Source organism: Pseudomonas corrugata (assembly GCF_001269905.1).
In the GTDB taxonomy this organism is placed as follows: Bacteria; Pseudomonadota; Gammaproteobacteria; order Pseudomonadales; family Pseudomonadaceae; genus Aquipseudomonas; species Aquipseudomonas corrugata.
Map to the genome: position 1 here is coordinate 1,004,913 of NZ_LHVK01000003.1, position 14,410 is coordinate 1,019,322.

General features: G+C 59.6%; 15 protein-coding genes. 5 read left to right on the top strand and 10 right to left on the bottom strand.

Annotated elements, in window-relative coordinates:
- Positions 1 to 114: 114 nt before the first annotated feature.
- Positions 115 to 909: an AraC family transcriptional regulator gene (locus AD665_RS04700; RefSeq protein ID WP_024780234.1), complete on the bottom strand. Its 795-nt coding sequence runs from the start codon at positions 907 to 909 to the stop codon at positions 115 to 117.
- Positions 910 to 1,035: 126 nt separating this feature from the next.
- Here AD665_RS04700 and AD665_RS04705 point away from each other — a divergent pair, with 126 nt between their 5' ends.
- The 5 genes from AD665_RS04705 to map all read left to right on the top strand — a co-directional run bounded on the left by AD665_RS04705 (position 1,036) and on the right by map (position 5,412).
- A complete protein-coding gene (locus AD665_RS04705; RefSeq protein ID WP_024780233.1) occupies positions 1,036 to 1,224 on the top strand; it encodes a DUF1656 domain-containing protein in 189 nt (62 codons plus the stop codon).
- A gap of 10 nt (positions 1,225 to 1,234) precedes the next feature.
- A complete protein-coding gene (locus AD665_RS04710) occupies positions 1,235 to 2,143 on the top strand; it encodes an efflux RND transporter periplasmic adaptor subunit (protein WP_053191123.1) in 909 nt (302 codons plus the stop codon).
- Between the two features lie 65 nt (positions 2,144 to 2,208).
- Entirely contained in the window at positions 2,209 to 4,086 is a 1,878-nt protein-coding gene (locus tag AD665_RS04715) for an FUSC family protein (protein ID WP_414860482.1), read from the top strand.
- Positions 4,087 to 4,423: 337 nt separating this feature from the next.
- Positions 4,424 to 4,630: a ParD-like family protein gene (locus AD665_RS04725; RefSeq protein WP_041024143.1), complete on the top strand. Its 207-nt coding sequence runs from the start codon at positions 4,424 to 4,426 to the stop codon at positions 4,628 to 4,630.
- A gap of 2 nt (positions 4,631 to 4,632) precedes the next feature.
- A complete protein-coding gene (gene map, locus AD665_RS04730) occupies positions 4,633 to 5,412 on the top strand; it encodes a type I methionyl aminopeptidase (protein ID WP_024780228.1) in 780 nt (259 codons plus the stop codon).
- An 86-nt stretch (positions 5,413 to 5,498) separates the two neighbouring features.
- Here map and AD665_RS04735 read toward each other — a convergent pair whose 3' ends face one another.
- The 9 genes from AD665_RS04735 to AD665_RS04775 all read right to left on the bottom strand — a co-directional run bounded on the left by AD665_RS04735 (position 5,499) and on the right by AD665_RS04775 (position 14,390).
- Positions 5,499 to 7,124: a methyl-accepting chemotaxis protein gene (locus AD665_RS04735; RefSeq protein ID WP_053191133.1), complete on the bottom strand. Its 1,626-nt coding sequence runs from the start codon at positions 7,122 to 7,124 to the stop codon at positions 5,499 to 5,501.
- Positions 7,125 to 7,738: 614 nt separating this feature from the next.
- Complete coding sequence (locus tag AD665_RS04740; RefSeq protein ID WP_024780226.1) at positions 7,739 to 8,695, bottom strand: DMT family transporter; 957 nt, start codon at positions 8,693 to 8,695, stop codon at positions 7,739 to 7,741.
- Positions 8,692 to 9,264 (bottom strand): TetR/AcrR family transcriptional regulator, encoded by a 573-nt coding sequence (locus AD665_RS04745; RefSeq protein WP_024780225.1) that lies wholly within the window; start codon positions 9,262 to 9,264, stop codon positions 8,692 to 8,694. Before AD665_RS04745 ends, AD665_RS04740 begins: the two co-directional genes overlap by 4 nt.
- A 290-nt stretch (positions 9,265 to 9,554) precedes the next feature.
- Positions 9,555 to 10,424: a DUF6282 family protein gene (locus AD665_RS04750; RefSeq protein WP_053191135.1), complete on the bottom strand. Its 870-nt coding sequence runs from the start codon at positions 10,422 to 10,424 to the stop codon at positions 9,555 to 9,557.
- Positions 10,421 to 11,197, bottom strand: coding sequence for an alpha/beta fold hydrolase (locus tag AD665_RS04755; RefSeq protein ID WP_053191137.1), 777 nt, complete (start codon positions 11,195 to 11,197; stop codon positions 10,421 to 10,423). The genes AD665_RS04750 and AD665_RS04755 overlap by 4 nt, the downstream gene beginning before the upstream one ends.
- A gap of 18 nt (positions 11,198 to 11,215) precedes the next feature.
- Entirely contained in the window at positions 11,216 to 12,205 is a 990-nt protein-coding gene (locus AD665_RS04760; RefSeq protein ID WP_053191139.1) for an NAD(P)H-dependent flavin oxidoreductase, read from the bottom strand.
- A gap of 61 nt (positions 12,206 to 12,266) precedes the next feature.
- Positions 12,267 to 12,635: an antibiotic biosynthesis monooxygenase family protein gene (locus tag AD665_RS04765; protein ID WP_024780221.1), complete on the bottom strand. Its 369-nt coding sequence runs from the start codon at positions 12,633 to 12,635 to the stop codon at positions 12,267 to 12,269.
- Positions 12,636 to 12,663: 28 nt separating this feature from the next.
- Entirely contained in the window at positions 12,664 to 13,224 is a 561-nt protein-coding gene (locus AD665_RS04770; protein WP_024780220.1) for a flavin reductase family protein, read from the bottom strand.
- Complete coding sequence (locus tag AD665_RS04775) at positions 13,221 to 14,390, bottom strand: LLM class flavin-dependent oxidoreductase (protein WP_024780219.1); 1,170 nt, start codon at positions 14,388 to 14,390, stop codon at positions 13,221 to 13,223. Before AD665_RS04775 ends, AD665_RS04770 begins: the two co-directional genes overlap by 4 nt.
- Positions 14,391 to 14,410 lie beyond the last annotated feature (20 nt).

The window sequence follows — 14,410 nt, forward strand, 5'->3', positions numbered from 1 at the left end:
CGGTATCACCGCCGGCTGGACCGACGTCATCGCGAGCGGACTCTCCCTTGAAAGGGGAACGTCGTCCTGGCATCACGGCGCATCTTTGTTCGCACTTGGCTTGCGCGGTTCCGGCTAACGCATCGCGGTGCTGCGGATGTAACGAGCCGGCGATGAGCCCAGTGTCTTGCGGAACATGCTGATGAACGAACTGACCGACTCGTACCCGAGCGCTTCTGCGGTTCGTTGCACCGACTCACCCTCGGCAAGACTCTGCAATGCCACGATGATTTGCCATTGCTTGCGCCATTGGCCAAAGGTCAGCCCTGTTTCGCTCTTGACCAGGCGCGCCAGGGACCGCTCGCTCATGGCGACCTGGCGTGCCCACTGGGCCATGGTGCACCGATTCGACGGGTCCTGGGCCAAGCCGCGGGCGATGAAACGCAATTGCGTGGCGGCGGGAAGCGGCAGGTACAGCTGTTCCGAGGGGGCAAGCGCCAATTGTTCGAGGAGTACGCTTGCCACGCGTGCGTTGACAGAGGCGGGCGTATAGTCCTGGGCCTGGGCACTCAGGTGCAGGATCAACTCAAGGACCAACGGGGAAAGCACCAGCGTGCAGCATTTCTCCGGTAGAGCGGCGGCGCCGGGCTCGACGAACAAGTAGCCGATCTTGCCGTTGGCAGTCACCCGGTTGCTATGGGCGATACCGCCCGGAATCCATACGCCAAAACCCGACGGCACCATCCAGACGCCATCCTCTACGGTGCATACGATGCCCCCGTGATAAGCCACCACCAGTTGACCCTTGCGATGGGTGTGCACGGGAAATTCGGTGTCGTTTCGCTGGCTCTCCAGCATCAGAGCGACGGCGGGCTGCTCGAAGCTATCCAGTTCGAATTGATCAACCGCATAGCGAATCGTCTCGTCCATGGCGCACCACCCGAATTGTCCGAATTTGATTATAGGTTGGCAGCATACTCAATATCGGCACGTTCTCGCAGTCCCTACCATCGTCATCAAGGCCATCAAGGTGATTGCCTACGGTGAGACTCAACGATGCTGAGCGAAATCACGATTGCCCACCTCTACCTTCCACCCTTGCTGCTCTACCTGGGCATCGCAGTGCTGGTGTACGGCGTGCTGGAACGGAGCATGCGGCATTGGCTGGATTGGACCTGGCACCCGAGCATGGCGCGCTTCTTCGTGTCGCTGATTGTCCTCTCGATCCTGGTCCTGAAGTGTTGAGGGCGGCGCGATGACCATCAATCATTTCCTCAAGATGCTCGTAACCCTTGGGCTCGGCCTGATTGCACTGCTGTTCTGCATGCAGTTGTGGCGCGCCTATGAGCTGGCACCCTGGACGCGGGACGGGCGGGTCAGTGCGCACGTCATTCGTATCGCCCCCGAGGTGTCTGGCCAGGTTGAACGACTGCTCGTGGGAGACAACCAATGGGTCGCCAAGGGCGCTTCGCTGTATCAGATCGATCGCAGCGCCTATCTGCTTGCCCAGCAACAGCGCACGGCCGAGCTTGCCGAAGCGCGCAGTGTCTTCGAGCAGCGCAGCGCACAGCTCAAGCGTCGCAATCGGCTCGGCGATGCCATTGCGCGGGAGGAGATCGACAATGCCGCCCGGGACCTGGCGGTGGCCAAGGCGCGTCTGGACGCCGCCCAGAGCCAGCTGGCCCAGGCGCGGCTTGACCTGGACCGCACGACCATTCGCTCACCGGTCGATGGATACGTGACCCAACTGCGCCTTCAGCCGGGTGACTACGCCTCGGCGGGCGAAACCAATATCTTTGTGGTCGATAGCCATAGCTTCTGGGTCACCGGCTATTTCGAAGAAACCAAGTTGTCGGGTATTCGAGTGGGCGCTACGGCATCGATCAAGCTCATGGGCTTTGCCGCGCTGCTCGAAGGGCACGTCGCAAGCATGGGCAGGGGCATCGCCGACGGCAACGAGCAGCGCGGTAACAATGGTTTGCCTCAAGTGGCGCCGACGTTCAGCTGGATACGCCTGGCCCAACGGGTGCCTGTACGGATCGAACTGGACCGCGTGCCGCCGGACGTGGAGCTGGCGGCCGGGATGACCGCCAGTATCGAGGTCGCCGAGGCGGGGGCAGAGCCACGTTGGAGGCTGACGCAGTGGCTTCAGGCGTTCCTGTGAAGGGCCGCGCGTGGCGAATGCTCGGCGCACGGGCCGGATCATGGAGTCCCCAGGCATCGGGCTACATGTTGCGCAGTCTTGCGGCCGCCTCTCTGGCGTTATGGCTGGGCTTCCAGTTACACCTGGAGGCGCCATTTTCGGCGGCTTCGACGGTGCTGCTGCTGATCCATCCGCTTCAAGGTGCAGTGGTCGGCAAGGGTTTCAATCGGGTGCTGGGAACCTTGGTGGGGCTGGCCGTTGCGCTGCTGCTGACCGGCATGTTCGCTCAGAAAATGCTGCTGTTCATCCTCGGGATCGGGGTATGGCTCGGACTCTGTGTGGGGGCCATGACCCTGCTTCGGCACTATCACGCCACGGCGGCCGTCGTTGCAGGCTACACCGTTTGCCTCGCCCTGGGCCCCGCTATCGTCGCCCCACAGTTGGGTTTCGATCATATCGTGGCGCGTTGCACGGCGGTCGTACTGGGGGTGTTGAGCCTGAGCCTGGTGGCCACCTTGTTCAGCCGCAAGACCGTCGAGCCCAAACTGAACCGGGCCCTCCAGGACGTCTGCTCCCGCACCGTGCGGTTGCTGGCCACGCGATTCAAGGGGGAACACAGTGCGGATCCGGCGATTGCGCAACGCCCGCTCGCCATCGACATCAGCAAGGTGGACGAACTGCTCGGGATCGGCCGAGGTGAGTCCTTGCTGATCCGCTCCAGGCTTGCGACCTTGCAGGCAGGGCTGGCGTATCTGCATGCCGTTGTTCTGGACGAGTGCGAGACCGAACGGCGTGTTTCGCCTTCGCTCGCCCGAACGGGCATGGACCTGCACCAGCTGGCAGACGCGTTGCCTGGCTTTTGCGTGGCGGCCGACGAAGTCCTGGAGATGCAACACCGCCTTGCGCAAGCGCCTGAAAACAACACGAGCCAGCAGCGCTTGAAGGAACAATTGGCAGACCTATCCAGCGCCTTGCTGAGCTTCGCCAGCCTTGAGCATGGGCGCCAGACGCCTGTCCGCGCGGTGGGTTTCCACCGACATTATGGCGACGCGCTGCGTAACGGCTTGCGAGCTCTGTTGGCGACGCTGGCAATCGCGGCTTTCTGGTACCTGTCCGCCTGGGACCAAGGGCCAACGTTGCTGGCGGTATCGGGGCCGTGCTGCACCTTGCTGGCCACCAGCCCGGCGCCCGTTCAAGGCCTGGCTCGCTTCTTCGAGGGCACCGTCTACGCAATAGTGGCGGCAGCCACGTGCAAGTTCCTGGTGTTGCCACACATCAGCGGGCTTGCATTGCTCACGGTCGTGATGATTGCGTTCTGGGCCGCCGGGATTCATGCCACGACCCGCCCGCGTCATGCCCTGCAAGGCATCGCCTACCTGATTGGCTTCAACACGCTCGTCAGCACAGGCCTGGCCGCCCAGTACGACTTCGTCGACTTCGCCAACCAGGCTCTCGCCTGGATCGTGGCCCTTGCCATATGCCTGTTGGCCTTCCAGCTGTTGCCGGGAAAAACCCACAGCCACCCGCATGTCCTGAGGAAGGCGATTCATAAGGACATCCGGCGACTGCTTCGTCATGGACACCGGATGGACGTTCTCAAGTGGCAGGCAAGACAACAGCACCGATGGGTGGCCTTGCAGACGCTGTCCGGCGCCGATGAACGACAAGCTGCCCAGACCGGTTCGACGGCCCTGCAACTGAGCCGACAGTTGATTCGACTGCAACGCCAAACCCGCGACCTGGAGCCTGAATCATTGGTGGGCACGTGCGCGCGACGGGGCGATCGACGGATTTCGACCCACGCCTCCCATCTAGCGATCAGCGCGGCCCAGGCCCGTCGAACGTCAAAGTCACTGACCCGCCTCGGCGCCCATGACTTGGCGGCTGGTTATCTGGAGTTGGCAAGGCTGCTCGAAAGCTACGCAAGCGTTGCGAGCGCGGATATCCGCAAACGTTTTCGTTAACACAACCAAGGTGAAATGAAATGAAGCCACTTCTTATTCGGATACTGTTCGGCTTGATCATGTCTGTTCCGTGGGTCGCACAGGCCTCGGACGGCGCTGATGCGCTGGAGCGCCGGCAGCAGGCCTTCAAACAGGAGCAGACGTGCCCGGCGGGCGGGCATGACTCAGGGGCCAGGGCACCTGCAGCCGGGAAAGGAGAAGCTTCTTCGGCAAGCTGATCATCGCCGGCAGCACTGATTCGTCAGGGCTGCCAGCACAGGCGTTCAATAATTGATCTTGGTTTTTGTCGATACGAAGCATATGCTTGCAATATACGAAACGTATAGAGGGCGACCCCATGGGCATCGTGAACATCGACGACGAACTGCATGATCAACTGCGCCGGGCCACCAAGGTGTCCTGCCGCTCCATCAACGCGCAGGCCGCTTTCTGGATCAAGGTCGGCATGTTGTGCGAGATGAACCCGGAACTGACCTTCAACGAAGTCATCCGTCGTGAGCTCGACAGCGCGGGCGTGCGCGCCCAGCCACTGGTGATGAGTTGAGCATGGTCAAGAGCCCGGAACAGGTCGCGCTGCTGGCGGAATCCGGCCGACTCCTGGCGTCCGTGTTCGAGCTGCTGGACCAAACCACGCTCGCGGGGATGTCGACCCTCCAGGTCGATGCCATGGTGGAGCGGTTCATCGTCGATGAGCTCAAGGCCCGACCGGCGAGCAAGGGCCAGTATGGTTTTGCATTCGTGCTCAACTGCTCGGTAAACGAGGAGGTTTGCCATGGCGTGCCATCGTCCTCCAGGATTCTGCGTGATGGCGATATCGTCAATTTCGATATCACCCTAGAAAAGAATGGCTATATCGCCGACTCCAGCAAGACCTACCTTATCGGTAACGTCAGCGCCGCTGCCCGGCACCTGGTCCAGGTTACATACGATGCGATGTGGCGGGGCATCCGCGCGGTACGCCCAGGCGCGCGGCTGGGGGACGTTGGTGCGGCCATCGAGCACCATGCCAAGCGCTATGGTTACTCTGTGGTACGTGAATACTGCGGCCATGGCATCGGCCAGCAAATGCATGAAGAACCCCAGGTGCTGCATTTCGGCAAGCCCGGCACCGGCCTGGTGCTGCGCGAGGGGATGGTGTTCACCATCGAGCCCATGCTCAACCAAGGCACCAGCCACGTCAGGACTCAGGCTGATGGCTGGACGGTGGTGACCCGGGACGGGACGCTTTCCGCGCAATTCGAACACACCGTCGCGGTGACTGCATCGGGTGTTTTGGTACTGACGTTGCGTCCGGATGAGTTGGACGGGGTACGAGGTGAGGGGTGATTTGCATGTGCGGAAATGGAACCAGTCGGTGATTTGACTCTCCCTGGAAGGCCCTGCTCGTACCTTCCAGAAAGACAGCGAGGCAGTCACGTCTTGAACCGCAGCACCAGATTGTTCAGGTTCACCGCCAGTTGCGACAGTTCGTTGCTGGCAATGAGGGTTTGACGGGTTCCCTCGCTGCTTTGCACCGCCAGATCGCGAATACTGACCAGGCTTCGATCCACATCACGTGCCACATGCGCCTGTTGCTCGGACGCCGTTGCGATTTGCAGGTTGCGTTCGTTTATCTCCAGTACGGCATGGGTGATTTGTTGCAAGGACTGCCCGGCGTCTTCTGCAGTTTTCCGGGTGCTACGCACCTCCTGGGTGCTTTTGTGCATCGACTCCACCGTGGCAGAAGAACCTGCCTGGATCGCCGCGATCATCTGTTCGATTTCCTGGGTGGAGGTTTGCGTACGATGTGCCAAGGCGCGAACTTCGTCGGCAACCACTGCAAAGCCTCGACCTTGCTCGCCTGCTCGAGCCGCTTCGATCGCGGCGTTCAATGCCAGGAGATTGGTCTGCTCGGCAATGCCCCTGATGACGCTCAACACTTTGCTGATGTCTTGGGCTTGGCCGGCCAGAGCCAGCACTTGCGCGGATGAGCCTTCCACCAGGCTCGTCAGGTTGCGCATGGCCGCCAGGGTTTCAGTGACACGTTCATTGCCCAAGTCTGCCGACAGGCTCGACTGTTGGGCTGCCTGAGAGGTTGACGTAGCATTGCGAGCCACTTCTTCAACGGCCGCACTCATCTCGTTGACTGCGGTAGCGGCTTGCTCGATTTCGCTGTTCTGTTGCTGCAATGTCCGGTCAGCGCTTTCAGTGATGGACGTCATTTCGACGGCGGCAGTGCTCAGTTGAGTAGACGCGCCGGAAATCTCCAGAACAGTTCGCCGCAGCTTCTGCGACATGATGTTGAGCGCCTGCATCAGGCGGGATGCTTCATCTTTCCCGGTGACCTCAAGCTGCCGGGTCAGATCCCCTTCGGCAATGTCTTCAGCCAGTTTCAGCGATGTATTGATCGGGTCGACAATGCTGCGGGTCAAGGCGATAGCGAGCAAGACCGTGAGAATCAGTGCGACGACTACGACAATCATCAGGACGTTGACGCTATGGCTATACACTGCCGTTGCAATAGCGCCTGACTGCTCCGTCTCTTTTGCGTTCAGCTCGCGCATGAGCGTGAGTTTTTCTTGATAGGCCGTGGCGCGGTTTGCCTGCTCGGAGTTGGCTAAGGCAACGGCCTTGTCATGGTCGGAAGAATCCAATGCAAGGACTTGCTTCAATCCATCGATGTAGGTGTTCATCGCGGTTTGAGCGTCATCGAGCTGCGCGCGGTCCTTATTTCCTGTAATCAGATTCTGCCGATAGTATTCGCTGCGCGACTGCAGGGTCTCCATGGCTTGTCGTACTTTGGCTTGCGACGCGCTTTTGACTGAGGGATCGGTGCTGGCCAGCACTCTGATGCTCTCGAGGCGAGCGTGTAGAAGTGCAATTTGAATGTCATCGACCACTTGAATGCTAGGCAGTGATTTTTCTTCTATGTCTTGTTCTGCGGCGCGCAATTGGCTGACTTGAACGTAGGAGAATCCCCCAAGTCCGATCAAAAGCAAAGTGATGACACCGAAGCAGAATGCAGCTCTGCGCGCGATATTGAGCGATCTCAGATTCATGTTGGCTCCGGTGGCGTACCACGTAACGCCTTTCGAGAGCTGGCTCTTTGCCAGCTACTACAGGGTTGGCCAAATCAGATGAAAATTCTGTGAGCTGTTTGTGGTTTTTTTGAGAATGATGAGATGGCCCGAGATTCAGCCGAGCAGCGCTGGAGCGAACCACAGTCCAGGCCTCATCCGAGGGTTCGTAACGCTTTGCCGTCACAGAATTCCTTTCCGTAGATAGCTGGAAACTCTAAAAATCTCAGCTTCCAAGGGGTGCCCATTGGGTCTCTCGTTACTTCGAACATAGCCTGATCCCCAACGAACCATGCTCATTGCGGACCTTTGATCCCAGTTTTGTCAGGGCCGTAACACGATCGGTCTCGTACATAGCAAAGGCGTTGAAATCGGAATCAAGCAGCACCAACGGCACAACGTCGAGCGGTTGCGCCAAATCAATGGAGCCCGAGCGGCCTTGTATCTTCGCCGGGCTCACCACGCATCGCCCTTTGATCTGGATACGTACAGGGCAGCCATTTCTCACGTCGGTCGCATCAAAACCGGCCGTTCTGGCGCTATGCAGATCCAGGCCAAGCTTTGTCGCTGCTTCGTACTCAGCCTCCTGACGTCAGTTATCCGCTGCGCGTCGCGAGGCATGTTTGTCTGCGATAAAAGGCGTGAATAGCCCACACCACACCTACGAATAGCAATCCTGTCCCAAGCGCTTCCATCGGTGAGGGCCAGCGTTGGTTGATGAGCAGGCCCATCGTGGTTGCATAAATGGTTCCGCTGGCGATCAATTGCCCGCTCAGAGCCAGAGGTAGACGCCGAGTTGCGATCGACCATGCCCAGGCACCTGCAAGGGTCGCCCCTAACCCCTGAATTAAGCCACAGACTATTAGCGCCTGAGTACCTGCCAATCCGCTCGGATGACTAGCGAAGTGAGACAGTTTCAAGTACAGCCCGACTGGGATGAAGGCCAGCATCTCGACGCTGCACATGAAGATCAGCATGGCTGACCACAACATGGGAGACAGGCCTGGGCGTCGAGCCAAAGCACTTTCATTCAATAGGCCAAAACCTGTCCAGAACCCGATTGCCAGCAACGATGCGAGTAGTCCAAGCAGTAACGAAGCGGTCGGGAGCACTGCCGTCGCACGGCTAAAATCAAACACGCTCAGATTGACCAAACTTATGCCCAAGGCCGCCACCAACAGGGGCCCGGCAATGGCGCGCCAGGGCACGCTGGAGCTTCGCATGTTGCCGGCAATCGCGAGTACGATCGGTACCGAACCCATCATCACTGGAGGGATCACTGGCCCAGCTGCCAAGACCGCAGTGGTGATCAGGAAAAAGTAGCCGATGTATCCCAGGAAGCCCAGCAGTGCGGCACAGGCCCAGTCACTCAGTCGCAATTGCCGTACTTCGCTACGGTAAGCAAACAGCACGAGCAGGCTACCTGAACCGGCAAAGGCATAGCTCACCACAGCCAGATCAAAAAGGCTGTAATCTCCGACCAGCCCCGGAAAGATATAGAGCAGCGACCATGAAAAAGTGGCGGCAATGGCCGCTAATAAACCTATGGTCATACGCTCTGCACCTGCTGGCTCTGCTTCCGGATCCAGCAATGAGCAACGTGCCGGGCGGTGTCGAATACCCGCACATCCTGGGCCATGGCGCCGCTGACAAAACTGCCCTCCAGCAAGATAAACAGTCCCTCGGCAACTACCTCAGGATTGCTTATGCCGGCGCTTATGGCCAAGGCAGCAAGATTTTCGCGTATCCCTTGCTTATGCCTGTTCACTGCCAAATGGACAGGATGGCTGAACTGGGGAAATTCAGCTGCACTGTTGACGAACAGACACCCGCGCTCGCTATCTTGCAAAAGAAAGCGTTGATATAAATCGAAAAACGCGAGCATGCCACTGACCGGGTCAGGATGCTCTGCCAAGGTGCATGCTACCTCTTCACGCCAGCGTCGGTCACGCTCCTCAAGGCAAGCCACTATTAGCGCATCCTTGGAGGGAAAATGACTGTAGAGGGTCATCTTGGTAACACCCGCCATCGAGGCGATGGCCATCACACCAGTAATGTATATACCTTGTGACAGAAACAGCTTGAGCGCTGAGTCAATCAAGCGTTCACGGGTATCGTCCAATTTCAGGCACTCCGGCATGGCAACTGAGCCGACTATACTGACCGGTAAGATTGTGGTGCATCCAGATACGACCTGGATCATGGCCGCTACGACATTTCACGGGAGCAGACTGGGCGAAACAGATCACGGTTCTTCGGGTTCTGCCTGCAATGCGCTGACGCTGTTGCCGTCGTTCAGGCGCTCGCTATCGCTTTGCTCATGGCATCACGGAACGTTTGCAAGGCAAGGCGATACGTCGATTGAGGTGCGGTATCCAATTCCTTGGGCGAACGAGCACCGGCCTATCTGCGCTACGGCTCCAGCTGTAACAGCTTCCGCGCATTTCCCTGCCAGACCTGCTGCGCTCGCTCGCTGCCTAATCCTATCCGTTCAAACCACAGCAAACTGTCTACCTGCCATTGTTCGATATCAGGCTGAGAGGTCTGGCCCAAGTCTGAACTATAGAGTGCCCGGGGTACGTCGCGCAGGACCTGGGTAAAGTCTTCCCATGGTTGGTAGCCAAGCAGGTAGGTCAGAGCGGTCTGTTCGGTGTAGACCATGGGCGCTTGCGCCAATGCGAGCAGGGCTCTGGCGTTCAAGCCGGTCAAGGGATTGGCCGGCTGGTTGAGCATCAGTCTGGGCACATCCAAGCGCACCGCCGCGTCTATCAACAGACGCACTTCATCAGCGTCGGCATGCCCGGTGGAGATGACGATTGGATAGTCTCGGGCCATCCGCAGCACGTCCAGAGTCTGCGCGTTCAGCTTCCCCTCATGGCTGACGGTCAGCGGCCGGATGGGGTATTTATCCAGGATCCAATGGCCGCTGTTGCGCTTGAGACGGGACTGATGGGGGCGGCCCGTGACGGTGGGAAGGTGCACGATAAGCCGGGCGTCACTGTCCCCGTGATGGCACAGCGAACGTTGTACCACCCTGAAATCGATACCGCCGGCGACTTCGTTGAGCACCACCGAGCCGGACACCGGAAGCCCTTCCTGCCGGGCCTCCCAGGCTTGGGATGCGGTGCAGCCCAGGTGGTTCTTCAGCACCACCCAGCCGTTCAACGAGCTGTAGCGACGGCCAGCCTCCATCACGCCATGGCGCCGTAGGTAGGCGTCCGGACCCGCGTGATAATGCACGTCGATAAAATCAGCCTCGAACAAACGGCGTGGATAACTCATGCAACCACCTCCAGATCGATGCCCAAGTGTTCGCGCACGGTGCGCATAACCAATGCCGGCGCATCGAGCAACGGGCGCATGCCGCCATCGGGGATGGGTAACCGGCAATGCCGGGCCTGCTCGTTGATATGCACATTGATACCGCGCACCAGCTGTGACTGTTCGCCATAGACTGTCAATAACGCACCGCGATAGCTGTGACTGGCTTGACGCAGGTCGAGGCGATTGAGCAGCCGGAAACCCAGGTGCAGGCGTCTGGCCTGGAGTGCCGCACTGGTCTGGTCGATGTCGATTGGCCCACTGGGGCGTATCCGCGTCGCTGGTTGTACGAGTTGATCGAGCAGTTGGAGCGCTTGTTCAAGATCGCCAAGCAGGGCCAGATCGGCCATTTTCCCCAGTCGACCATCGAGAATTCCATCCGCCAGGGCAGGGGAGGACAGCAACAGCACATTGCTGACGTGGGTCGCAAGGCAGGTGCCGAGTAGCGCCTGGACAACTGCGCCACCCAGGGCCGAGCCTACCAGCAAATCGATCTGGCCCAGCGCCGACAATACTTGCTGCCAGCGCTGCGAAAAATCCTCAAGCGATTCGTTTTCGTCGGTCAATAGCGATAGCGTGTCGAATATGATCACCCGGTAACCAGCATCAACCAATGGGGCGATCATCGGTTGGAAGAACAGGCCTTCATCCCAAACGGGCATGACCGGCGACATGACCACTGCCAGTTGATTGCCATTGCCCCATTGGCTGCTGACTGCATTGGACGTTTGCATAATGCTTCTCCCGGCTGATCAGGCAATTTTGTCTAGAGCCAATAGTTGCTGACTGTTGCGCAAGATCCGCGTGGTTTCGCTCAACAGATCATGGACGATCTGGCGCGCTGGCTTGATGTCGCCTATCAGGTCCAGAACCTCACCTGCCCAGATCGCCCGATTATCGAGGTCGTCAGCGAGGACCGCCCTGGCGTAGTCCTGGCGGACCGAGTCCGGTGCTTCTCGTAGTGCCTCATCACGGCCTAGCCAGGTTTGCGAAAAGCGGTTGGCAATGGCCCGGCCGCTGTAGTGTTCTGGCCATTCAATGCCACGCACCAGATCGAAAATCCGCGTGCGCACCGTGTCCGAGGTACTGGATTCGATCAGGCGCTTCTTGAACGCGGCCGAGGGTAAGGCTTCCTCGGAGGCGAGGAAACGCGTGCCCAGCATGACCCCATCGGCTCCCAGCATCAGCGCTGCCGCCACGCCACGCCCATCTGCGATACCGCCAGCGGCGATCAGTGGGATTTTGTCTCCGACTCGATCCTGCACGGCGGGCAGCAATGGCATCAGGCCACGGCGCAGGCTGTGCCCGCCAGCCTCGGCCCCTTGGACAATCAATGTATCCGCCCCGGCGTCCAGGGCCGCAATGGCCTGGTCCAACTCGTGGATCTGCACGATAGCCTTCGCGCCGGCCCGATGGATGATCGGCACGAATGCCGCAGGATCGCCAAATGACAATGCGACGGCGCTGGGTCCGTGTTCCAGTGCCAGGTCCAGCAGAGCCATGTTTCGGGCCACGGTGAACATCACCAGGCCGACACCCCATGGTTGCTTCAATTCCCGCATCGGCGCCAGCTCGGTGCGCATCCATTGCTCGTCGCCATAGCTGGCGCCGACCAGCCCCAACCCTCCGGCCCTGGATACCGCCGTGGCCAGTTTCGCCCCCGAGGCTCCCCCCATGGGCGCCAGGACGATTGGGTGGGTGATGTTCAAGCTTTGTGTGAGGCGCGTGTTGAGGTCAGCCATATCGATACTCCTGTTCTCGTGCGGGCAGGCCAGTAAGGCCTGCCCATTCCGGCTTTTTGATTCACTCAGTGATGAGGGCCGCGGTCAGCGCCTGGGGGATGAAATCGCTCACCTGGTAAAGGTGAAACTCCCAGGTCCCGGTGTCCTTGAGGCCTGAATAACGTGACATGAATGACTCGTCCTGAAACAACGAGTCGAAGGCATCCTTGCTGGTCCATTGCGCCTGGTTGATGACGGTTTTCCCATCGAGGCTTTTGTACAGTCGGCTCCACTGGAAAGCCGGGTAGGTCTGCGCCACGTACTGAACGGTATCGCGGAGGACGGCCAGGGCGGCATCTTGCTGGCCTGGATTCACATGGACGACGTTCACCAAAAAAATGGCTTGGTCTTCGCCCGATTGTGGCGCCTGGAATTGTTCGATCTGAGTCATGAGTCATTCTCCTTGAGATGGGGGCGGGTCATTGCGTCAGCCGCGCGGATATCGCCGGGCTGCCGTTTTCCCAAAGCAGTGGATTGATAGGCTCGGCGAACTGGACTGCGTCGACGCGGCCGATGATCACATCGTGGGAGCCGTAGCTGAGGCGTTTGTCCAAGGTGCAGATAAGGCTCGATTGCGCATCCGCCAGGCAGGGCAGGCCCTGGACGTCTTGCCATTGTCCGTGGGCGAAACGTTCGGGGCCTTTGACCTGTCCGGCGAACACCGGCACCAGAGCGCTATGGGCCGCGCTCAGCAGATTGACGCTGAAACGCCCGGACAGCGTGAGCGGGCTGTGGAGGCTGGCGGAGCGGTTGACGCAAATCAGCAGCGCGGGGGGCGAGGTGCTCACCGAGATCACCGCAGTCGCGACCATGCCCACCGGATCATCGCCGTCACGGCTGGCAATGATTGCCACGCTGGAGGTCAACCTGCGCATGGCGTTCTTGAACTGATCTGTCAATTCGCCAGGATCGACGTCGGCAGGCATCGGCAAGATCGCGACATTGCCCGAAACACTGCGGGCTCGAGAATATCTGCTCATGCCACGGCCTCCATGATCCTGACAGGTTTGTGCGGCGCGCGTTGGCCGGCTTGTTCCATCAACGGCAACACTTCCTTGACGAAGCGCTCAAGCCCGCTCTGGTAGTCCAGCCAGGTCAGGTTGATGCCGTCCACGCCCAGGTCGGACCAGCGCTGCATCTGGTCGACGATCATCTGCGAGGTACCCACCAACGGCACGCCAGCGAAACCCGCCTTGAAATGGAAACGGAAACGCTCGGCATCGGCGGCATCCTTGAACATGCCGCTTTGCACACCGATCTCGCGGGTCACGTTATCCAGCGCGGCATCGTCTCCATGCTGAGTCACGTAGTAGTCGAGCTTCTGGTGCGCCTGGTCCAGAGTGTCTTCGTGAACGACGTAGGCATACACCCAGATTTGCAGTTCCCGGCCATGTTCCAGGCGAGCCAGATCGCGGTAGGCCTTGATCTGCTCGCGGATGGTGTCGTCGTCATCTTCGTGCTTGAGGATCAGGAACGCTGCGTCGCAGTGCTTGGCACAGAATTGGCGACCCCTTGGAGAGCCGCCTGCGTTCATCAGGAACGGTCGGTTGATCGGCTTGGGTTCGGCATAGCCTTGCTTGACGTTGAAGAATGCGCCCTCGTAGTCAAAGTACCCGTTGGCCTCCCATGCTTTTCTGGCGATCTCTATCCATTCATCGGCATGGTCGTAGCGTTTGTCGTGGTCACGCTGGTGACCATTGAACATGCCCATTTCCTGGCCGAACCAACCGCAGATCATGTTCAACCCGAAGCGGCCGCCACTGATGTGGTCGATGGTCGCCGCCTGTTTGGCGGCAAACAATGGGTGGACCGTGGACAAGTGCGACGTGGTGAACAGTGCGATCTGCTCGGTGACCGATGCGAGGCCGGCGGCCCAGGTGTAGGTTTCGTAGGAGACGCCCATCGGATTGCTGGCGCCTTCCCAGCCGCGCCAACGACCCACGGGCAGCAAAAGCTCAAGGCCTGCTCGATCGGCCAGGGTGGCGATTGCCAGGTTGCTTTGCCAGTCAGCCGCGCGGTGGCGCTCCGGAGCGGTGGTCAGCGTGCAGCCGCCTTCAATGTTGAAGCCGAACACGCCGAGTTTGATTTTGTTCTGGCTGTCGCGCACCGGGTTCGGCTTGCGAATGGAAACGTTTGCAGTGGTCATGTCGTGAGTACTCTTTCAAA

Bases quoted from the DNA above. Each gene is read 5' to 3' on its own strand.
- AD665_RS04715 (WP_414860482.1), top strand. From the start codon at position 2,209: ATGTTGCGCAGTCTTGCGGCCGCCTCTCTGGCGTTATGGCTGGGCTTC.
- AD665_RS04700 (WP_024780234.1), bottom strand. From the start codon at position 909: ATGGACGAGACGATTCGCTATGCGGTTGATCAATTCGAACTGGATAGC.
- AD665_RS04725 (WP_041024143.1), top strand. From the start codon at position 4,424: ATGGGCATCGTGAACATCGACGACGAACTGCATGATCAACTGCGCCGG.
- AD665_RS04755 (WP_053191137.1), bottom strand. From the start codon at position 11,197: ATGCAAACGTCCAATGCAGTCAGCAGCCAATGGGGCAATGGCAATCAA.
- AD665_RS04735 (WP_053191133.1), bottom strand. From the start codon at position 7,124: ATGAATCTGAGATCGCTCAATATCGCGCGCAGAGCTGCATTCTGCTTC.
- AD665_RS04705 (WP_024780233.1), top strand. From the start codon at position 1,036: ATGCTGAGCGAAATCACGATTGCCCACCTCTACCTTCCACCCTTGCTG.
- AD665_RS04760 (WP_053191139.1), bottom strand. From the start codon at position 12,205: ATGGCTGACCTCAACACGCGCCTCACACAAAGCTTGAACATCACCCAC.
- AD665_RS04750 (WP_053191135.1), bottom strand. From the start codon at position 10,424: ATGAGTTATCCACGCCGTTTGTTCGAGGCTGATTTTATCGACGTGCAT.
- AD665_RS04710 (WP_053191123.1), top strand. From the start codon at position 1,235: ATGACCATCAATCATTTCCTCAAGATGCTCGTAACCCTTGGGCTCGGC.
- map (WP_024780228.1), top strand. From the start codon at position 4,633: ATGGTCAAGAGCCCGGAACAGGTCGCGCTGCTGGCGGAATCCGGCCGA.
- AD665_RS04775 (WP_024780219.1), bottom strand. From the start codon at position 14,390: ATGACCACTGCAAACGTTTCCATTCGCAAGCCGAACCCGGTGCGCGAC.
- AD665_RS04765 (WP_024780221.1), bottom strand. From the start codon at position 12,635: ATGACTCAGATCGAACAATTCCAGGCGCCACAATCGGGCGAAGACCAA.
- AD665_RS04740 (WP_024780226.1), bottom strand. From the start codon at position 8,695: ATGACCATAGGTTTATTAGCGGCCATTGCCGCCACTTTTTCATGGTCG.
- AD665_RS04770 (WP_024780220.1), bottom strand. From the start codon at position 13,224: ATGAGCAGATATTCTCGAGCCCGCAGTGTTTCGGGCAATGTCGCGATC.